This window comes from Bacillus sp. URHA0034 (assembly GCF_056280405.1).
Map to the genome: position 1 here is coordinate 641,109 of NZ_JBWCDK010000002.1, position 19,895 is coordinate 661,003.

Genomic DNA, 19,895 nt, shown 5'->3' on the forward strand with positions numbered 1-19,895 from the left:
TGCTCTTTTAACGGTGTAAACAAGGATTCCCCTGAAATCCGTTGTAAAAATCGACGTGTCCTTTCTTCCTTTGGTGCATGGAATATCTCCAAGGGAGTTCCTTCTTCTACAATTACTCCCCCATCCATAAACAGAACACGATCAGATACTTCTCTGGCAAAACTCATTTCATGTGTAACCACTACCATGGTAATTCCTTCTTGAGCAATTTCTTTAATAACGGAAAGCACTTCTCCAACTAATTCAGGATCTAAGGCGGATGTCGGTTCATCAAATAAAATAACTTCTGGATTTAAAGCTAATGCTCTTGCAATCCCTACTCTTTGCTGCTGACCACCAGATAATTGTGAAGGATAGAAATGTAATTTATCACTGAGACCCACTTTTTCCAGTACTTGTTCACTTAGAACTCTGGCATCCTTTTTCTTTACTTTTTTTGCAACAATCAGACCCTCCATTACGTTTTCGATCACTGTCTTATGAGCAAATAAATTATAATGTTGAAAGACCATTGCTGATTGTTTTCTGATCGATAACATTTCCTTTTTCGTTGCCTTAACCGTATTGACCTGAGTATTGCCAATCTGAACAATGCCGGTCTCGGGTCTTTCTAAAAAATTTAAGCAGCGAAGTAACGTTGTTTTCCCTGAACCACTTGGTCCAAGGATCGTCACCACCTCACCACGATTTATTTTGAGATTAATTCCTTTTAACACTGGCAAGTTGTTAAATGATTTTTTTATTTCTTTTAAAATAATCATGACACGCCTCCTCGACTATACGATGTCACCCTTTTTTCAAGTAATAACGAAATTCCCTCTACAATAATCGTCAGTCCCCAATAGATGATACCTGCGGCGATAAAGGCCTCTAAAAATTTCAAGTTAGTGGAAGCGACAATATTGGCAGCACCAGTCAATTCTTTTTCTGATACAAGAAATGCAATCGACGAGGTATGCAAAAATCCAACAAAAATATTGGTGAAGTTTGGGATAGATTGTGCCAGCGCCTGTGGGAGAATAATTCGAAACATCGCTTGAAGTTTCGTCATCCCTACCGAGTAGGCAGCTTCCAATTGTCCAGTTGAAACACTAATGATCCCTGAGCGGATAATTTCTGATAAATAAGCACCTGCTGCTAATGATAAAGCGGTTAAAACAAACAAAATAATTGGGATTTTGCTAGATTGTATATTTAATTCAAACTTTAAGGATACTTGGTCTATTAATAAAGGAATTCCATAATAAATGACCATAATGTGCATAATAATGGGGGTTCCTCTAAAAAAGGACACATACCCATTTGCTGCCTGGTATAGAAACTTCGTTTTATAAATCCTGATGAGTGCAACCACCATTCCGATTAAAAAACCTACAACTAGAGGGACAATGGTTAAGATAAGTGTGATGGGAAGAGTTTTAATAATTTCTTTAAAAGCAGTCCATATAAAAGGAAGATCGATTGTCATGTATACCCCTCCTTACTACGCAGCAGCTGATAAATCAGCTTTCTGATAACGATTGAAATATTTTTCTAGTTTGCTAAAGATCTTTTCAAACAATAAAACAACTGCATAATAGATAATAGACAAGGATATGTACACTTCCAAGGCATGAGCAGTTGCTGAAATCAGCGTATCTCCTCTGCCGACCATATCCATTACCCCAATGGTAAAAGCAAGGGAAGTGTCCTTTAAAGATCCAATCACCGAGTTTGCCACATTCGGAAATGCAATCCGTAAAGCCTGTGGTAAAATGATTCGAAAGAAGTTTTGAGTGCTGGTCATTCCTATTGAATAGGCGGCTTCCGTCTGCCCTTTATCTACAGCGCGAATGGCTCCGCGAAAAGTTTCTGAATAACCTGCTCCGTTACTAATCGCATACGTAATAATCACAAAATAAATGGCCTCTAGCTTAGAGATATCAATATTAACGATCATCAAAACTGCGGGTAAGCCATAAAAAACCAGAAATAATTGGATTAATATCGGTGTCCCGCGAATAAACGAAACATATAAAATAACCAGTTGATTTAAGAATGGAATTTTAAACAACCTCGGTATAGCGGCCGCTACACCGAGGATAAGACCAAGAAGAATAGATGCTCCTAAAATCTGGAGAGTTACTCCTAGATAATGAATAAGTGTCGGGATAAACTCGATAATTAATAAAGGATCAAATGCTTTACCCATTTTAGATAACCTCCAAACTAGCTCCAACGATTTAAAAGCTGACGGTGTAGTCTGCCCCTAACCACTTTTTACTCAATTCACTAACTACTCCTTCTTTTTTCAATTCGACGAGAGCCTCGTCAATTCTCTTTTGTAATGGTGTTTCATCTTTTCTAAGCAGGAAATATACTTTCGAATTCAAGAGCGGATCTCCAACAACTTTTTCTTGGGCATCGACTGACTTGTTTAGAAAATCCACTGAAAAAGGTGTAGTTATGGTGGCATCTGCTCTGCCTGTTTTAATTTGATTGATTGTAGAATCTGGGCCATTTCCTGCATAAACAATTTGTATTCTAGCATTATGTTCCTTGTTATACTTTTCGATATATACGGCTGAGTTACTAGTCGGGCTCACGATGACCTTTTTGCCTGTTAGATCCTTAATCGATTGGATTTCATTGTTATTTTGTTTCACTGTTACATGAAGAGGAAAAATATTATAAGGTTCTTTATTAAAAAGAAACTTCTTTTGTCGTTCTTCATTCACTTCCATTTGGTGGGCAATAAAATCAATTTTACTAGTTTCTAAGCTGATTAATAGGTTTGAAAACTCCATCGTTTTAAATTCAAATTTGTATTCTGGCAGCTTTTCATCTATTTTCCTTACTAGTTCCACATCATAACCGGTTAGCTTTCCATTCTTATCGATAAAGCATACATTCGGAAACTGTGTACCTGTTCCCACGATGATTTTTTGTACTTTACTTCCTCCTTTAGCTGTTTCAGAGGATGTTTTACTTGTTTCTTGTGATGAGCAAGCACCCGCCACTAATGCAACAAGTATCGTCAAAATGAGTAGAAATGATTTTTTTATTTTCATATAGATCCGCCCTTTATTTTTTATCCAACTCTTCGTCCATCTTAGACTAGATATGCTAGGTATGTAGAACTACACTGACCCAAACTTAGACTAGTAATCACATGAATTTAGTCGGAATTATTTTAAACTTGTTTGCTTACTAATTTTCAAAAGTACCTCTTCAAGATGTTCGATTCCCACTTTTGTAACCCCTTCATATACTTCACCTTGACCAATTTCAACGACAGGTACATGACGAACACCATACTTAATCTCCAGGATATCTCTACGCTCGTCATGGTGTGTGACATCAATGGTTTCGTATATTATTCCTTTATCTTCTAAGTATTGTTTAACCTCTCCACAATAATGACATCCTTGTTTAGCCCAAACGACAACTGATATTTCTTTTCCCATCTTTGATTCCTCCCTATACTTTTTGGTTTATTTGAAATAAAATAGGCTCCCTATTAAAGATTTCATCTTAAATAGAGAGCCTCTAGTTGACTAGCCGGCACACAAACATATTATTATTTCGTTTAATCAATGGGAGACCACCTTCTTAGCATATCGGTTTTCTGGGAATGGAATTCCAAGATTACCACGTAAGGTTTCAGCCTCGTATTCTGTTCTATATAGCCCTCGTTTCTGCAGAATCGGCACGACAGAGTCTACAAATTCATTCAATCCATTGGGAACAGCTGAGCCAATAATAAACCCATCAGCGCCGCCTGCTTCAAACCATTCCTGAATGAGGTCCGCCACTTTTTCCGGAGTGCCAAGAAAAGCGGGTCGTGGTGTGGTCTCTCTTAATGCTACTTGGCGAAGGGTTAAATGCTGTTCCTTTGCTTGTTGTTTAATACGATTTGTATGACTTTGAAAGCTATTCTTTCCTAAGTCCCCTAGTTCTGGGAAGGGTTCATCAAGCGGATATTGCGAGAAATCATGATGCTCGAAATATCGGCCCAGATAATCAAGGGCTTTATCAATGGATACAAGATTTGCAATTTCTTGGTATTTTCTTTCTGCTTCTTCTTCAGTGGCAGCAATAATCGGTGCGATCCCTGGAAGGATGACGAGCTCATCTGGATTACGTCCATTAGCTTTTGCTCTCTCTTTTACATCCTGATAAAATCCTTTTGCTGCTTCTAATGTTGGATGTCCTGTAAAGATGGCATCAGCTTCTTTGGCTGCAAGGTCTTTTCCTGCCTCTGAGGAACCTGCTTGAAATACGACCGGTCTGCCTTGCTGGGATCTGCCGATATTAAGCGGCCCTTGTACGGAGAAAAACTCCCCGTTGTGATTTAATGGATGTAATTTATCTGGATCAAAAAATACTCCTGTTTCTTTATCCCGAACAAATGCATCATCTTCCCAAGAATCCCATAGCCCTTTCGCTACCTGCAAATATTCAGCTGCAATTCGGTACCTTTTTGAATGGTCAGGATGTTCTTCAATCGTTTTACTATAGTTTAAAGCCGTTTTTTCCAATGGTGAAGTAACCACATTCCAGCCGGCCCGGCCATGACTGATATGGTCAAGGGACGAAAACTGCCTTGCCACATTGAAGGGTTCACTATACGAAGTAGAAAGTGTCCCCACAAGACCAATTCTTGAGGTAACAGCAGCAAGAGCTGACAATATAGTTAGTGGTTCAAACCGATTTAAAAAGTGTGGAATGGATTTCTCATTAATGTGCAGGCCATCTGCAATAAAGACTAGATCAAATTTTCCTTCTTCAGCCTTCTGAGCCTGATTGGTATAAAAATCCAAACTTACACTTGCATCTGCTTGAATTGCAGGATGCCTCCATCCAGCAATATTTCCGCCAACTCCATGAATAATAGCGCCAAATTTCAATTTTTTTGGATTAGACATTACAGATCCTCCTTTTTTAATTCTTAGTTATTGGATAGGAATACTATCGTTATTCTTGTGATTTATCCTATCACGGAAAGTGCTGAGTTTCTATACTTTCCCTGATAGAAAAACATATTGTTTATATTCATAAAATCTATCAAATAATGCTATTTCTTCAGGCTTGCCCAATTAATACTATATCACTCCATGGCCAACTTGCAGTTGGACGAACCGATGACAACCCTCTACAATGAGGTCTTTGTCATTATCCAAAGATGCCACATGATATGAATTGGGCAGAACAACCCTTTCTTTTACTTTAGAGCCGATGTGTTTAATAATAAAATCAGAATTTGCCGGTGGTACTACATGATCCACTAACGAATTTATCGCTAAAATCGGACAATGAATATCGGCTAAAATTGCTGGTGTTGTGTCCATCAGTGTTTGCAGTTGATGAATAGCTTTTATCGGTACTTTTGGATAGGTGATTTCATAAATATCCGTTGCTTTAATATCGGGATCACCTTCATCAATAAATCTTGGCGTTTCTTTTCCTCTTAGATGTTCAAAAGACGGAATTGTTAAGGCGGGGTTAACTAAGATTAAGCCTTTTATATCTCGATATTTATGTACAAGCCAAAGCGCCAGTGTCCCGCCCATCGACTGACCTAATACAAAAATATTTGCGCATACCTGTTTTAATTCGTGATAACCTCTTTCTAATGACTCAAACCATTCCTTATGTGTGCAGCTTTCTAAATCATAATAATGAGTGCCATGGCCCTTTAATCTGGGTACCAGAACATGATACCCATTAAGCGCAAGTCTTTCTCCGAGGTAACGTACGCTTTGCGGGGTACCAACAAATCCATGTGAAATAAGAATCCCAACATTGTTTCCTTTCATATTAAATGCCTCTGCTCCCTTTATGATAGGAAACTTTTCTTTCATCGATATCTCCTCCTTATATATAAGGACATTTTCACAAACACTACGATTTATATTTCACACTAAACATATTAAATAAGTATGAATTTAAAGGATAAAAAAACTTCAAAAATAGGATTATTATTGAAGTTTTCTTTAGCTCAGTTAATCGTTGCAAATTGATTTACTGGAAAGGCAAATGATATTGAACACTCTCAACGCTTAAGATTCCACCACTGCCTGCTCCATTTCCCAAACTGTACTAGGAAGCTCGCGTTTCAGTACGGGGATAACTTCCGCCGCAAACCTCTCCAGCTGCTCAAATTGTTCTTCCTTACTTATGCCTCCTACACTAATACTTTGTACCTGGTGTCCGAATGCTTGATGGTACTTAAGAATCTTTTCGATAACAAACTCTGGACTTCCTATTAGAGCTGAGCCATTTTGGATGTGGTCCTCAAGATTCTTAAATGGAGACAGATTATGTTTCGCTGCTTCTGTATTCATTTGAATATCATAGTACGGTTGAAAACGGGTAATCGCTTCTTCCGTTGTATTGGCCAAGTACAAACTTCCAGCACCAGCACCGACTACAGCTTTAGTTGAATCATATCCATAAAACTCCAGGCGTTCCCGATAATGGTCTATTAATTCTTTATATTTAACCATTGGATGGAAAGCATTAGATGAAAAGATGGGTTCGCCATTCTTTGCAGCAAGTTCTGTAGAAAGCGGGCTTGATGCACTGCCATGCCAAATAGGAATCTGTTTTTGATACGGCCTTGGTTCTGTGGTTACATTAGTTAATGGGGGACGGTAGGTCCCTTCCCATGAGATATTTTCTTCAGACCATAAGCGTTTCAGAAGATCATATCGCTCAGCAAGTGAAATCCATTGTTCTTCCTCTGTAATTCCAAATAACGGGTAATGGCGCGGATCATTTCCTTTTCCAATCATCATCTCTATTCTTCCACCGGACAGATGATCAAGTGTGGCATAATCCTCGGCTACTCGCACAGGGTCAAGGACACTTAAAACCGATACAGTTGGCAGTAAGCGGATTTTGGAGGTTCTGGCTGCAATGGCCGTTAACATCACTGCCGGTGAGGAGGATAAAAATGGAGCACCGTGTCGTTCGCCAACCCCGTAACCATCAAATCCAAGCTTTTCAGCAAAAACGGCCTGATCAATTACTAGTTTAATCCTTTCTTGTGCAGTTAAAGTCTCTCCTGTCACACCGTTAGGATGATTACTCATAAGATCAAACAATACAAATTTCATTCTTATTTCCCCCTGTTAGCTCCTTTGCTCAATCATTCATTGGGCCGGGCATGTTCATTCCTGTTTTGCAGCTAGTTGATTTTGGTTTCTGTTGGGTTTTTTCCTTCATCCTCGCTTATTTATAATGGATGATGGCAGGCTGCCCAATGCCCCTTTGCCACTTCCCTGAATTGGGGTTGTTCTTCTCGACAACGCGCAGTTGCTGCCGGGCAGCGGGTATGAAATCTGCAGCCACTCGGTGGATTCGCCGGAGATGGTATTTCTCCCTGAATAGAGATACGTTCTCTACCATAAGTAGGATTTGCCACTGGAATTGAATCAATTAAACCGTTTGTATAGTGGTGGGCAGGATGTGAAAACAATTCTTCACTATCAGCAATTTCCACTAATTGACCTAGATACATAACACCAATCCGATCTGATATATGCCGGACAATATTTAAACCATGAGCGATAAATAAATAAGTTAAGTTCCTCTCCCTCTGTAAATCCTGCAATAAATTCACGATTTGCGCCTGTACCGATACATCCAATGCCGAGACAGCTTCATCTGCTAGTATAAACTGAGGATTTAGTGCAATCGCTCTAGCAATGGCAATCCGCTGACGCTGTCCTCCTGAAAATTCATGAGGATAGCGATCATAGCCGCCTTTATTAAGCCCAACGATCTCTAGTAATTCTTGAACTCGCTCATTCATTTCTTTTACACTCAGAGATTCATGAACCCGAAGAGGCTCACCAATGATATCCCCAACCTTCCAGCGTGGATTAACAGAACCATAAGGGTCTTGATAAATCACTTGCATGTCCTTTCGCTTTTCACGTAATTCTTTTGCTCCTAACAGTGACAAATCCTGCCCTCCGAATATGACTTTTCCACTAGTTAGTTTTTCAAGCTGCAAAAGCACACGGCCTAATGTCGATTTGCCACTGCCTGATTCTCCAACAAGACCAAATGTCTCTCCTCTTTCAATGGTGAAAGATACATTGTCAACTGCTCTAATAGAGGATTGATTTCGGGAGAAAACTCTCTTGCTAATCGGATAATATTTACTTAATTCCTGAATCTTGAACAAAGGTTCACGGGATTGTTTTTGGACCACTTCTTTTTCAGAGAGTTCGATTGTTTTTGTTTCTTCCATAGGTTGTTCCCCATTATCGAACTCTAAAATCTCATCTGCATACCAGCATGCCGTATGTCGATTGTTCACTTCCACTAACGGTGGCGACTCCTTTGAACAAAGATCGGTTGCAAAGGGGCAGCGCGGATGAAACTGGCAGCCCGATGGCATGTCGGCCAATCCTGGAATAGATCCTTTAATAGAATAGAGTTTCTTACTGCGATCGCTCTCCATTGTTGTAATCGACTTAAGCAATCCACGTGTATAAGGATGATGGGGCAGCTCAAACAATTGTGCTGCCGTTGCATGCTCGACAATGCGGCCTGCATACATGACGATGATTCGGTCCGCCATTTCTGCAGCAACGCCCATATCATGGGTGATTAAGAGAATCGACATACCAAACTCTTCTTTCAATTCTTGAAGCAGCTGCAGTATTTGAGCTTGAATGGTAACATCTAGTGCTGTCGTTGGTTCATCCGCAATGAGAAGGTCCGGACCGCACGCAAGCGCCATTGCTATCATTGCCCGTTGCAGCATGCCTCCAGACAACTCGTTGGGATATTGTTTTAATCGTATTTCCGCATCGGATATGCCAACCCTGTTTAATAAATAAAGCGCACGTTCTTTGGCTTGCAATTTAGTAGATTGTTTATTTTCAAGAATGGTTTCGATGATCTGGCTTCCAATCGTAAACACAGGATCAAAAGCAGCCATCGGCTCCTGAAATATCATCGCCACCTTCTTACCTCGAATCGAACGGAGCTTTTTTTGTGATAGCTGGGTGAGGTCCATTCCGTCCAGTACAATGCTGCCATCTGATATCTTGCCATTTTCATAATCGATGAGCCGCATGATGGCTTTTGAAGTAACACTCTTGCCGCTTCCAGATTCCCCGACAATGCAAACCGTCTCCCCGATTTTAATATGTAACGATACCTCTTTTATGGCTGTAAGATCACGATCCTTCATTGTAAAATCAACTTTTAAATGTTGAATATCGAGCAGCTTTTCCATCTGAGGTTCCTCCTTTATCTCGCATGGCTTGTTTTTGGATCAAAAGTATCCCGAAGTTTATCACCAATAATATTTACAGAAAGAACAAAGAGGGTAATAGCTAAGCCCGGGAAGGTAGAAATCCACCAGCCAACGGTCAAATATCCGCGTCCCTGCGAAAGGAGTGCGCCCCAATCTGGAATTTCTTTGATGACACCTAGGCCAAGAAAGCTCAGTCCTGAGCCAATTAAAATAGAGGACCCGAGGCCAATGGTCGCCATGACAAACAGTGGGGACCAGGAATTCGGTAATAGATGCCAAAGAAAAATCCTCCATTCGGGTGTCCCAATTGAGCGGGATGCATCCACATATTGGCGCTTTTTAATAGAAAGCATCTGCCCTCTCATAACTCGTGCGTATCCTGGTATAGAAGCCGCTGCAACGGCTAATACAATATTAAATAAGCCAGGCCCGAGTGCAGCAGCAATAGCTAATGCCAACAGAACACCCGGGATGGTCATCAATATTTCAATCAACCGCATAAAAACAACATCGATTAATCCGCCAAAATATCCAGATAACGATCCGATTGTCCCGCCAATTAATCCGCCAATGAGAACGGATGCCAGCCCAATGATAAGGGAATCCCGGCAGCCATAGATTACTAAGCTAAACACATCTCTGCCAAAATAATCGGTTCCGAACCAATGTGCTGAACTTGGTGCACGTAAAATAAGTGAGGTATCCATATAGGTTGGCGAAAAAGGTGCAATCCACTTTGGAAATAATGCACAGGCGATAATGAATAGGACAATCAACCCTGCTGAATAAGTAAAGAGGTTTGAACCGGAGAAGTTAGTTTTTAATCTTGTAAACTTCCATTTTGGCACCTGAAGCACCGTTTTAGTGTTAACCACTTCCTTCATTATATAGTTCCTCCTGTTTTTAATTTTTCACGCATGTCATTGGGGCTGCTCACCATAATGTTTATCATTTTAATTAGCTCGGCGTACCCGAGGATCAATGAGTGAGTAAGATAAATCTACTAAAAGATTGACAATCACATAGACAATGGCGCTAAAAAACACAACACCTTGAATGACAGGGATGTCTTTAGCCATAATGGCATCCGCGACAATACGGCCAATACCCTGTCTGGAAAATACGGTTTCAATAACAACCGTACCGGCCATAAGTTCCCCAATATTCAAACCAATAATCGTAATGGCAGGTATGAGTGCATTCCTTAGGGCGTGACGATACATGACTGCCCGTTCTGAAAGACCCTTTGCTCTCAGAGTAACAATGAATTGCTCATTTATTACCTCCAACATGCTATTGCGCACCATCCGAATGATTAACCCTGCACCTACAAAACCAAGGGAAAGAGATGGGAGTACAAGCGTTTTCCATCCATCAGACCCCATGGCAGGAAACCAGTGCAGGAAGTTAGAAAAAATAAGAATAAGTAAAATTCCCGACCAAAAGGTCGGCATAGAAATTCCAAATAATCCGATTAACCGTGCGACAATATCAATCCATTTATTCCGATAAATCGCTGAAAGAACGCCAAACGTAACACCAATCACAACAGATAAAATGGCGCTTGTGAACGTTAAGGCGAGCGTAGCAGGAAAATGTTCTAAAATTTTGGGAAGTACCGGATCACTATTAACGATTGATTGACCAAAATTCCCATGTAGAACATCAATGAAATAATGTAAGAACTGAATGTAAAAGGGTTGATCCAGCCCCAATTCCTTGCGTAAATTTGCAATCATTTCCGGTGTTGCAGCAGAGGGATCAAGCATCGACAGTACAGGATCCCCCGGAAGCAAATAGATAATGCAAAAGACAAGGATTAAGGAGCCTAATATAGATACAAATGCAGTCAATATTTTCAGAAGGATCTTGTTCACTAAAGCCACAATGTATCAGCTCCTATTCTTGTTATGGTTCAATGCTTACATCATTGAACACTGGATAGCCTAATGAATCAAAGGAAAGTCCTGTTACTGTCTTTGATGCTGCTACGGTGTATGGGAAAACATAAATTGGAATGATCCAGGCGTCTTTGATAATGATTTGCTGGGCCTTTTTATAGATCTCTTTCCGTTTCGCCGAATTGGATTCAATCGTTCCCTGCTCAAGTAATTTATCTAATTCTGTATCCGAAGCACCCGTTAAGCCTTTAAAAACAGCTTCCTCTTCCGGTGTACGACTATGGTAGATAGCACGAAGCGCATTCGGATCAGAATTTACTTGGCTGTTTCCATATAAATCATAATCAGCATTCTTATAGATAACTGTTGCGACATCTTTTGTAATATTAATTTCTACTTTAATACCGACCTTTTTTAACTGCTGCTGGATGATCACAGCAATATCATTTCTTTTTTCGCGATTTGGTGATCCATCAACATATTTCAATGTAAATGGCTTACCGTCTTTTACCCGTATGCCATCAGACCCTTTCTTGAAGCCTAATTCGTCAAGGATTTGATTGGCCTTTTTAATATTTGCTTTAGTGCTGCCTTCGAGTGATTGATCATAACCAAAAATGCCAGGTGTCAGTGGTGACCATGCCCTATGATATGTTCCTAGGTACAATGTCTTGACGATCGAATCAACATCCACTGCAAGCTGTACCGCTTGACGAACCTTAACATTGGTCCAAGGTGCTTTTCTTTGATTGAAAAAGAGCGTATATGGCAAACCAATTGTATTTACTGTCAGTAATTGCGTTTTAGGATCATTTTTTAACGAAGCAATATTTTGTGGCGGTACGGTTTCGGCTGCAAGTACCTGGCCGCTTTGAACACTGCCGATCCGTGTTGCCTCTTCTGGAACGATATTAAAAGTGAGTTTATCTAAATTTGGCTTTCCTTTATTCTCTACGTTAGGCGGTCCCCAATTGTAGTCACTATTTTTCTCAAGTTGGATGTCTGCATTTTCTGACCAGCTAACAAATTTAAAAGGTCCAGTCCCTACCGGATGTTTGCCAAATTGATCACTATATTTCTTTGCGGCTGTCGGAGAAACAATTCCTAGTTGATTTTGGCTTAAATTACTTAAGAACGCAGCAGATGGTGTAGCAAGATTAATCTTGATGGTGTAATCATCGATTACTTCTGAAGATACATATGGCTGGAGGAGCCCTGGTGCATTTCCTGATTTGGTTTTTGGATCGATAATCCGGTCAAAACTATATTTCACAGCTTCAGCATTAAAAGGAGTCCCATCGTGGAATTTCACATTTTTACGAAGCTTAAACGTATAACTTTTTCCATCATCTGAAACGGTCCATTCTGTTGCAAGCCACGGTTGGATTGTGTTATCCTTCGCCTGAACAACTAAGGTATCAAAGATATTTCTGAACACTCGGCCTGCTACTGCTAAACCGCTTCGATGTGGATCCAAAGTATCTGGTGATGTAGCGAGCGCATAGGTTAATTCCCCGCCCTGTTTTGGCTGCGATTTACTCTTTTCGTTCGTATCAGCTGATTTATTGGTTGTAGTTGCACCGTTTGCACAGCCTGACACTAGAAGTAAAAATACTAATAGAATGGTAAATAATTTTGTCTGATTAACTAGTTTCATATCAAACGCCCCTTATCCATTTTTTACTGTAGATTGTGCATATCGATTAGTCGGGAATGGGAGGCCCAGATTCCCCCTTAATGTGTCAGATTCATATTCTGTGCGGAACAACCCGCGTTCCTTTAGGATCGGTACTACGTAATCAATAAATCCTGTTAAAGTGCTTGGGAGATTAAAGTGAATAATAAACCCATCTGCTCCAAACCCTTCGAACCACTCTTGAATCAGGCCGGCTACTTTTTCAGGTGTTCCAATAAACGGTGTTCGTGGGGTCGCGGCTCTTAATGCTACCTGCCGAAGGGTTAAATCTTGTTCTTTTGCATCCTGTTTAATTCGGTCTGTTCCACTTTTAAAGCTGTTAGAACCCAAATCACCGATATCTGGAAATGGTTCATCAAGTGGATACTGGGAAAAATCATGATGTTCAAAAAATCGCCCAAGGTAGTTCAGTGCCTGTTCAATCGATACTAAATTAGCAATCTCTTGATATTTCTGTTCCGCTTCTTCCTCTGTTTTTCCAACAATCGGCTCAATTCCTGGCATGATAAGAATGTGATCAGGATTCCTGCCATATTCAGCTGTTCTGCGTTTAACATCTTGGTAGAATTTTTGGGCATCTTCCAATGTTGCTTGACCAGTGAAGATAGCATCAGCGTCTTTAGCAGCAAGGTTTTTCCCATCTTCAGAAGACCCGGCTTGAAAGATAATCGGCCGCCCTTGCTTTGATCTGCCAATATTTAACGGCCCTTGTACCGAGTAAAATTCTCCTTTGTGGTTTAATGAATGCAATTTTTCTGGATTAAAGAAAACCCCTGATTCTTTATCGCGAATAAATGCATCATCTTCCCACGAATCCCATAATCCTTTAGCGACATCTAAATATTCAGAGGCAATTCTATATCTTTTTGGATGATTAGGATGCTCCTCGATTGTTTTACTAAAATTCTTTGCTGTTTTCTCTAATGGTGAGGTGACAACATTCCAGCCCGCCCGTCCATGACTAATATGATCAAGGGAGGAAAATTGCCTAGCTACAGTAAACGGTTCACTATAAGAAGTGGATACGGTTCCGGCAAGGCCAATTCGTGAAGTGACAGCCGCAAGTGCCGATAAGATCGTCAGTGGCTCAAATCGATTCAAAAAGTGGGGCAATGATTTTTCGTTAATATGCAAGCCATCCGCAATAAAAACAAAATCAAATTTAGCCTGTTCAGATTTTTGGGCTTGCTCCTTATAAAAGTCAAAATTCACACTGGCATCTGTTAATACCTCAGGATGCCTCCAAGCGGCAATATTTCCTCCAACCCCATGAATAATCGTCCCTAGTTTTAATTGTCTTTTATTAGCCATCGCAATTTCCTTCCTTTCACTTATTATAATATTTACAATCCCTACCCGAATAGTTGGTTTTAAAGGTAAAAAAATAATCCTTATCTGTTTAGCGGCAGAACATTCGTTATATTTAGAGGGCTTAACAACTGAAAGGATTGAAATCTTTCTGCTTCTTGTTCAATAGGTGTATGTATGATAAATTCATCCACCTGGTAGGTTTTTTGAAGTTGAGTTAAAACTTCCGTTACATAATCAGGTGTTCCCGCAATAATGTCCGCTTCTTGTTCCGTGATTTCATATCGTTCACCTGATTGCTTTCCAAAAATCTCTGCTTGTTCAATGGATTGTACCGTAACCGAACGTCCACTCTGGAGATGGACTTTGACTATTTTTCTGTCCCCAATTAATTGTTCTGCTTCTGTTTGAGTAGGTGCCGCAATAACAGCCAGTGAAACAATAAATCTTCCAGTAGGAAACCCTTCCCGATAATATTTTGCAGCACTCTCTAGTACTTGTTCATCACTATTGATAAATTTAGCAAAAACAAATGATATTCCCAGTTCGGCAGCAAGGCGGGCACTCGTTGTGCTAGCACCTAGCAGAAATATTTCAGGTTTTTCCTGAGGAATTGGGGTTGCTTGAATTCCTGCAAGCGGATGACTGCTATCAACAGAGTTTTCAATTAAGTCTACTAAAAAGGAGAGCCGGTCTGAAATGTCCTTCCCATCATTGACAGTTCCATACTGTAAGGCTTTTGTTGACAGGGGAAGACCACCTGGTGCTTTCCCAATCCCTAGATCGACTCTTCCAGGTGCAAGGTTCGATAAGACATGGAAGTTTTCAGCCACCTTATATGGACTGTAGTGCTGGAGCATCACCCCACCCGAACCAACTTGGATCGTCTTGGTTTGTGCTAATAAATAGGAAATTAGCACTTCTGGTGATGATCCTGCCAATTGTTCTGTATTATGATGTTCTGATACCCAGAAACGTGTATATCCCCATTCTTCTGCTTTTTGAGCTAGTAATACGGTTTGTTGCAATGCATGGGAAGCGGTAGTGCCAGGAAAAATTGGACTTTGATCCAGTATACTTAACTTATAACTCATTAACGTTTCCTCCGTTTTATTCCGACTTTACCAATCAGATAAGTTTATTTTGGTTTATTGTTGTTTATCCTATCATCGGAAATAAAGACCTGGCAATAGTTTCACTGATAGGAAATTAGCTATGTTTGATTTAAAAAATCTATCAATAAATTTTTGAGATTACAACTAACTCTTTTCCATGATAAAATCATTCAGCCTCTTTGTAAGACCTCCATGACCGAATCTTATAAATTTAGACGAATTTGGTTGATTTAACTGATCTTTAACAGAATCTAAGAATGCTAAAAGCTGAATTCTGCGGGAATAGATATTAACAATTCCATATTCGTGAAACCATTGATCAATCGTATTATATATACCTCGATTCACCTTAAATTGCTGATTACACCAATTAAAAAACTGCAAATCCGGCATATTAAGATAGTTATACGCTGCAAAGGAATTTTGCGTTTTAGATTTTATCAATGGTCTTACATCATTTACATTTTGTGCTTTCATGCTTTCTGGCCCCCTATAATATCCAAGAATACACACTTGAATACTTGGATTTAAAACAATATTTTCCCGAAATTTAATAAAAAATGTTGATTTGTTGTTTAATGAATTTAATCCTATCATTGAAAAGATTGATACCGCAATACGTTAGCTGATTGAAAATTTTAATCAATTGATCGGAAACTTCAATTAATAGCGAGATAGCGTTGATTCTCAAATTCCTTAACGGTCAAAAGGATATCTTCCCAGACCAGCGAATGTGTGAACCCAGTGTGTAAATGGGTTATAAAAATAGGCTGATTAATCTCGAGGATATGTGACACATCGATTTCAATAAGCTCTCCCCGTTGAAGCTCCTCTTTAATACTTAAGGAGGGTAAAAATCCAATGCCATGTTTACTTAGAATAATAGATTTAGCTACCTCAAGATGGTCCACAAGAAATTCTATCTTTGGTTCAATATTGGCAACTTCAAATAAATGAAACACCCGATTCCAGTCAAAAGCTCCACATTCAAAAAATACCATCGGTTCATTAGCTAATTGCTGAACAGAGATTTTCTCCTCAAATTGAAATGAGTGCCCAGGATAAACGACGAATTTTAGTGAATTATCGAGAAATGCTTGCTTTTGCACCCCCCGATGCGAAACATCCTTCATGAAGGCGATATCGACTTGCTTCTGCAGTAATTTTTCAAGAAGTACTTCATTTGGAGCCGTAATAAATTTAAACCGCAGCTCTGGATGCGCTTTTTTTAAGAGCGGGAGGGCAAACGGTATAAAATATTGTGATGTAATGATATTCGCTCCAATGGCGAGCTCCTCGGGATGGTCTTCTTTTTTTAGTAGTTTCTTCCCTTGCTGGTAGGTATGGATAATTTGTTCTGCATATGGGATAAACGCCTTTCCCTCCTCCGATAATGTCAAACTTCTTCCCTTCCGTAAAAATAATTCGATACCCAGATCCTGCTCTAATGTTTTAATCCTTGCGGTAACAGTTGGCTGAGATAAATAAAGTGCTTCCGCCGCTTTATGAATACTTTCTAAATGAACTACATACATAAACGCTTCAAGATGATCAATATTCAATGCAAATCCCCCTTTTTGACTTCCTCTGTGTGTTCTAAAAAAGTATTTGCCATTTAAGAAATAAAAAAGGCTCCTCTACGCAAAATGCGTTTAGGAGCCTTTGGTTAACCAATCAGCTATATTTTTTGAATTCTCTAAATTTTAACCTAATTAATCCCATAAGTAAAGTAGGAATAAGACTTATTTTATTTTAAAAAATTCTATGACTTGTGGATTATCTGATAATTTAATATAATAATTCTTACCCATATAAAAAGTGAGTGTTTAAAACACTCACTTTAGGGCAAATAAATCTTAAAACGGTTCATCAACTAGAACGTTCAGCAAGCCAATCTCCAATGGTTGGGTAGGTAATTTTGGAGGCTTGGGAGCCAAATGTAATTGAGGTGTGACCTACTGGCAGGTTTTTATACTGTTTATCTGTACTAGATATAGCGTCCATCAAGGCCTCTACCATATGAGGCTGGGCAATTAGATCGTTTTTCCCTGATAAATTCAGGACATTAGCAGTGATATTTTTTAAATCAACCTTGCGGCCGCGAACGACCAATTCCCCTTTTATCAACTTGTTCTTTTGATAAAAGTCTCGAATCCATTGACGATATGATTCCCCTGGGAATGGAATCCCGTCGTTTAACCATTTTTGCAGGAGTTTAAAGCTTTTTACAAAATTTTCATTATCTGCACGATCAACAAGACTCACAAATGGTCCATAGAAGTTACCCATAGGTTTACTTAACTTGTTTCCATAGTCAATCATTTCAGGCGGAATTACACCAAGTGTATCTACTACTTTATCAATATTAAAGTATTTTTCATTTAACATGGCACCATATGATCCTGTATCCGCAAAATCAAACGGACTTGTCATAAAGATTAGATTGCGAATTGGTAATTCCGGATAAAGAGCTGCAAAAATAGAGGTCATCGTACCGCCCATACAATAACCAAGAATGGACAATTCATCAACATTAGATGTCTTTAAGACTTTTTTAACCGCCCGCGGGATATAGTCGATAATAAAATCATCTAGTTTCATATTTCGATCTTCATAGCCAGGTGTACCCCAATCAAGAAGATAGACATCAAACCCATTATTCACTAGATATTCTATTAAACTTCCACCCTTAGTCAAATCTAATACGTATGGTTTATTGATTAATGCATAAACCAACAGTAATGGGATTTTATGTTTTTTCGGTTGTTCAGAAATATAACGATAAAGCTTCGTTTTATTTTTAGTCCAAACCACCTCTTTTGGAGTTGGTCCGACTTCTGGCTGAGGATCCACAGTTAACACTTGAGTTGCCTTCATCACACGTTTCATTTGCTCTCCATACTCTTCAGGCAAGAAATCTAGAAGCATGTCCCAATCTTTTTCCGCAACTAAGCTCATATTGCACACTCCTTCCTTGATTTAGTCATTATTTACTATATACAGTGATATCTGCCTTGATGACAGTTACATGTAAAGTCCGCCATTAATATTAAGCTGCTGACCAGTAATATAGTCGCCATCCTTGCATAGGAAAGCAACGCCGCGAGCGACTTCTTCCGGTTTTCCTAGGCGTTTTTGCGGAACTTTTTCTACTATTCCTGCTAGAACTTTTTCAGGGATTGCTTGAACCATTTCAGTTCCGATAAATCCTGGGCAAATCGCATTAACGGTAACATTTGTTCTTGCTAGTTCAAGAGCAAGAGATTTCGTGTACCCAATTAACCCGGCTTTTGCTGCAGCATAGTTGGTTTGACCAAAACCGCCAGCTTGTCCGATAATGGATGAAATATTGATAATGCGTCCTGCATCTGATTCAAGAAGATATGGCAATGCTGCTGATGTTGTATTGTAAACACTATTTAAATTAACATCGATTACCCTTCTCCAGTCTTCAGAACTTAATTTTTTAAATGTACTGTCTCTTGTGATACCCGCATTGTTAACCAAAATATCTAATCTTCCAAAATGATCAATTGTTTCTTGGACAAGATGGGCTGCATCCTCACTATTGGAAACATCTGCCCGGATCGCATAAGCTTCGCCGCCGATTTCATTTATATCAGCGACCATTTTTTCAGCTAATTCATCACGAGTAACAAAGTTAAGAACCACTTTTGCACCCTGTCTTGCAAGTTCCATAGAAATAGCTGCACCAATACCTCTGCTGCCGCCCGTTACAATTGCTACTTTGCCGTTTAAGTTTGTCATTTGCCCATACCCCTTTTTTATGTTTTGTCTACTGTTTATTGTGCAGGTTTTAATAAAGAGAGAATTTGATTTAATTTTTTATCCAAGTTCTTCATTTCGGATTTTAAATCTGTTAATTCGCGTTTAAATGACACCGGATTGTCAGTGTTCTCTAGTTTATCCTCCAGTAACTCTTCTAAACTATCAACCTTTGCATCGACATTCACAATTTGAGAGGACAAGTTGGCAAGATCCTTGCGAGATGGCAGGTTGCCAAGCTCTAAATATTTTTCAGTGGTTTCGTCGATTAATTTTTTAAATTGTAGATTCATGTCCAAAATTTTGGCCAATTCCCTGAGAAGGAAAAGATTCCATTATTTTTTCATCATATAAATTACTTGTCTGGTTATATAGATCCTTCCAGGCCTCGAAGATATTAAAGTTTGTACTCATTTTTTTTCCTCCTAATGATTTTTATCGACATTTTAATCATACTAACATCCTTCAAACAATTAAAGAACAAACATTAAAAATAATCAAAATATATTATTGCATTTTACGACAAATTTCTAGCCTCTATGTAGATTACATATATGGAAATTTTTTATAACCCAACCAAACCCAGTAACTGCAACCGTTTAAGCGTTTTCAAAGCGGTGGATAATTTTTCCTTAGTTCTATTTATGTTATGAATTGAATAATATTTTTAGCAAATCGCAATTGCTTTTTATAGAATAATTCCTTGTTTGATGATGCTGGATTCGCCGTTTCTTCAACACGAATCGACAAATTTATTTTATTTGCTGTTTTTTTGTTCACTATTTAGACAAATTTCAGACTGAATGGTTTCTCTTCGTGAATTCTGGTGG

20 protein-coding genes and 1 pseudogene are annotated in these 19,895 nt (G+C 39.2%); all 21 read right to left on the reverse strand.

Annotation, left to right across the window (positions count from 1 at the left end; all coding sequences use genetic code 11):
- Window positions 1-26 precede the first annotated feature (26 nt).
- A pseudogene (locus ACZ9EE_RS05345) lies at window positions 27-761 on the reverse strand (amino acid ABC transporter ATP-binding protein); the annotation flags it as partial.
- The gene (locus tag ACZ9EE_RS05350) at window positions 758-1,468 is read right to left on the reverse strand and encodes an amino acid ABC transporter permease (protein WP_476025631.1); all 711 of its coding nucleotides are present in this window, start codon (window positions 1,466-1,468) and stop codon (window positions 758-760) included. The pseudogene ACZ9EE_RS05345 and the gene ACZ9EE_RS05350, both read right to left, overlap by 4 nt.
- Before the next feature lie 15 nt (window positions 1,469-1,483).
- Entirely contained in the window at window positions 1,484-2,191 is a 708-nt protein-coding gene (locus tag ACZ9EE_RS05355) for an amino acid ABC transporter permease (RefSeq protein ID WP_476025632.1), read from the reverse strand.
- A gap of 31 nt (window positions 2,192-2,222) precedes the next feature.
- Window positions 2,223-3,050 (reverse strand): transporter substrate-binding domain-containing protein, encoded by an 828-nt coding sequence (locus ACZ9EE_RS05360; RefSeq protein WP_476025633.1) that lies wholly within the window; start codon window positions 3,048-3,050, stop codon window positions 2,223-2,225.
- Window positions 3,051-3,167: 117 nt separating this feature from the next.
- Window positions 3,168-3,446, reverse strand: a complete 279-nt coding sequence (locus tag ACZ9EE_RS05365; protein WP_476025634.1) for a glutaredoxin family protein — start codon at window positions 3,444-3,446, stop codon at window positions 3,168-3,170.
- Window positions 3,447-3,572: 126 nt separating this feature from the next.
- Window positions 3,573-4,907: an LLM class flavin-dependent oxidoreductase gene (locus tag ACZ9EE_RS05370; protein ID WP_476025635.1), complete on the reverse strand. Its 1,335-nt coding sequence runs from the start codon at window positions 4,905-4,907 to the stop codon at window positions 3,573-3,575.
- 177 nt (window positions 4,908-5,084) lie between these two features.
- On the reverse strand, window positions 5,085-5,843 hold the full coding sequence (locus ACZ9EE_RS05375) for an alpha/beta hydrolase (protein ID WP_476025636.1): 759 nt from the start codon (window positions 5,841-5,843) through the stop codon (window positions 5,085-5,087).
- A gap of 198 nt (window positions 5,844-6,041) precedes the next feature.
- Window positions 6,042-7,100 carry an LLM class flavin-dependent oxidoreductase gene (locus ACZ9EE_RS05380; RefSeq protein WP_476025637.1) on the reverse strand — a complete coding sequence of 353 codons (1,059 nt, stop codon included), beginning with the start codon at window positions 7,098-7,100 and terminating at the stop codon, window positions 6,042-6,044.
- Between the two features lie 119 nt (window positions 7,101-7,219).
- The gene (locus tag ACZ9EE_RS05385) at window positions 7,220-9,238 is read right to left on the reverse strand and encodes an ABC transporter ATP-binding protein (RefSeq protein WP_476025638.1); all 2,019 of its coding nucleotides are present in this window, start codon (window positions 9,236-9,238) and stop codon (window positions 7,220-7,222) included.
- Window positions 9,239-9,252: 14 nt separating this feature from the next.
- Window positions 9,253-10,143 (reverse strand): ABC transporter permease, encoded by an 891-nt coding sequence (locus tag ACZ9EE_RS05390; protein ID WP_476025639.1) that lies wholly within the window; start codon window positions 10,141-10,143, stop codon window positions 9,253-9,255.
- Window positions 10,144-10,212: 69 nt separating this feature from the next.
- Entirely contained in the window at window positions 10,213-11,136 is a 924-nt protein-coding gene (locus ACZ9EE_RS05395; protein WP_476032861.1) for an ABC transporter permease, read from the reverse strand.
- Between the two features lie 31 nt (window positions 11,137-11,167).
- On the reverse strand, window positions 11,168-12,817 hold the full coding sequence (locus tag ACZ9EE_RS05400; protein WP_476025640.1) for an ABC transporter substrate-binding protein: 1,650 nt from the start codon (window positions 12,815-12,817) through the stop codon (window positions 11,168-11,170).
- A gap of 12 nt (window positions 12,818-12,829) precedes the next feature.
- A complete protein-coding gene (locus ACZ9EE_RS05405) occupies window positions 12,830-14,167 on the reverse strand; it encodes an LLM class flavin-dependent oxidoreductase (protein WP_476025641.1) in 1,338 nt (445 codons plus the stop codon).
- An 80-nt stretch (window positions 14,168-14,247) separates the two neighbouring features.
- Complete coding sequence (locus tag ACZ9EE_RS05410; protein ID WP_476025642.1) at window positions 14,248-15,258, reverse strand: LLM class flavin-dependent oxidoreductase; 1,011 nt, start codon at window positions 15,256-15,258, stop codon at window positions 14,248-14,250.
- Between the two features lie 165 nt (window positions 15,259-15,423).
- The gene (locus ACZ9EE_RS05415; RefSeq protein ID WP_476025643.1) at window positions 15,424-15,756 is read right to left on the reverse strand and encodes a hypothetical protein; all 333 of its coding nucleotides are present in this window, start codon (window positions 15,754-15,756) and stop codon (window positions 15,424-15,426) included.
- A 182-nt stretch (window positions 15,757-15,938) separates the two neighbouring features.
- Entirely contained in the window at window positions 15,939-16,841 is a 903-nt protein-coding gene (locus ACZ9EE_RS05420; RefSeq protein WP_476025644.1) for a LysR family transcriptional regulator, read from the reverse strand.
- Between the two features lie 307 nt (window positions 16,842-17,148).
- Window positions 17,149-18,207, reverse strand: a complete 1,059-nt coding sequence (gene phaC, locus ACZ9EE_RS05425) for a class III poly(R)-hydroxyalkanoic acid synthase subunit PhaC (RefSeq protein WP_476032863.1) — start codon at window positions 18,205-18,207, stop codon at window positions 17,149-17,151.
- Window positions 18,208-18,303: 96 nt separating this feature from the next.
- Window positions 18,304-19,047: an acetoacetyl-CoA reductase gene (phbB, locus tag ACZ9EE_RS05430; RefSeq protein WP_476025645.1), complete on the reverse strand. Its 744-nt coding sequence runs from the start codon at window positions 19,045-19,047 to the stop codon at window positions 18,304-18,306.
- Window positions 19,048-19,082: 35 nt separating this feature from the next.
- Window positions 19,083-19,358 (reverse strand): hypothetical protein, encoded by a 276-nt coding sequence (locus ACZ9EE_RS05435; RefSeq protein WP_476025646.1) that lies wholly within the window; start codon window positions 19,356-19,358, stop codon window positions 19,083-19,085.
- Entirely contained in the window at window positions 19,342-19,479 is a 138-nt protein-coding gene (locus ACZ9EE_RS05440) for a hypothetical protein (protein WP_476025647.1), read from the reverse strand. Before ACZ9EE_RS05440 ends, ACZ9EE_RS05435 begins: the two co-directional genes overlap by 17 nt.
- 228 nt (window positions 19,480-19,707) lie before the next feature.
- The gene (locus ACZ9EE_RS05445; protein ID WP_476025648.1) at window positions 19,708-19,845 is read right to left on the reverse strand and encodes a hypothetical protein; all 138 of its coding nucleotides are present in this window, start codon (window positions 19,843-19,845) and stop codon (window positions 19,708-19,710) included.
- Window positions 19,846-19,895: the final 50 nt, after the last annotated feature.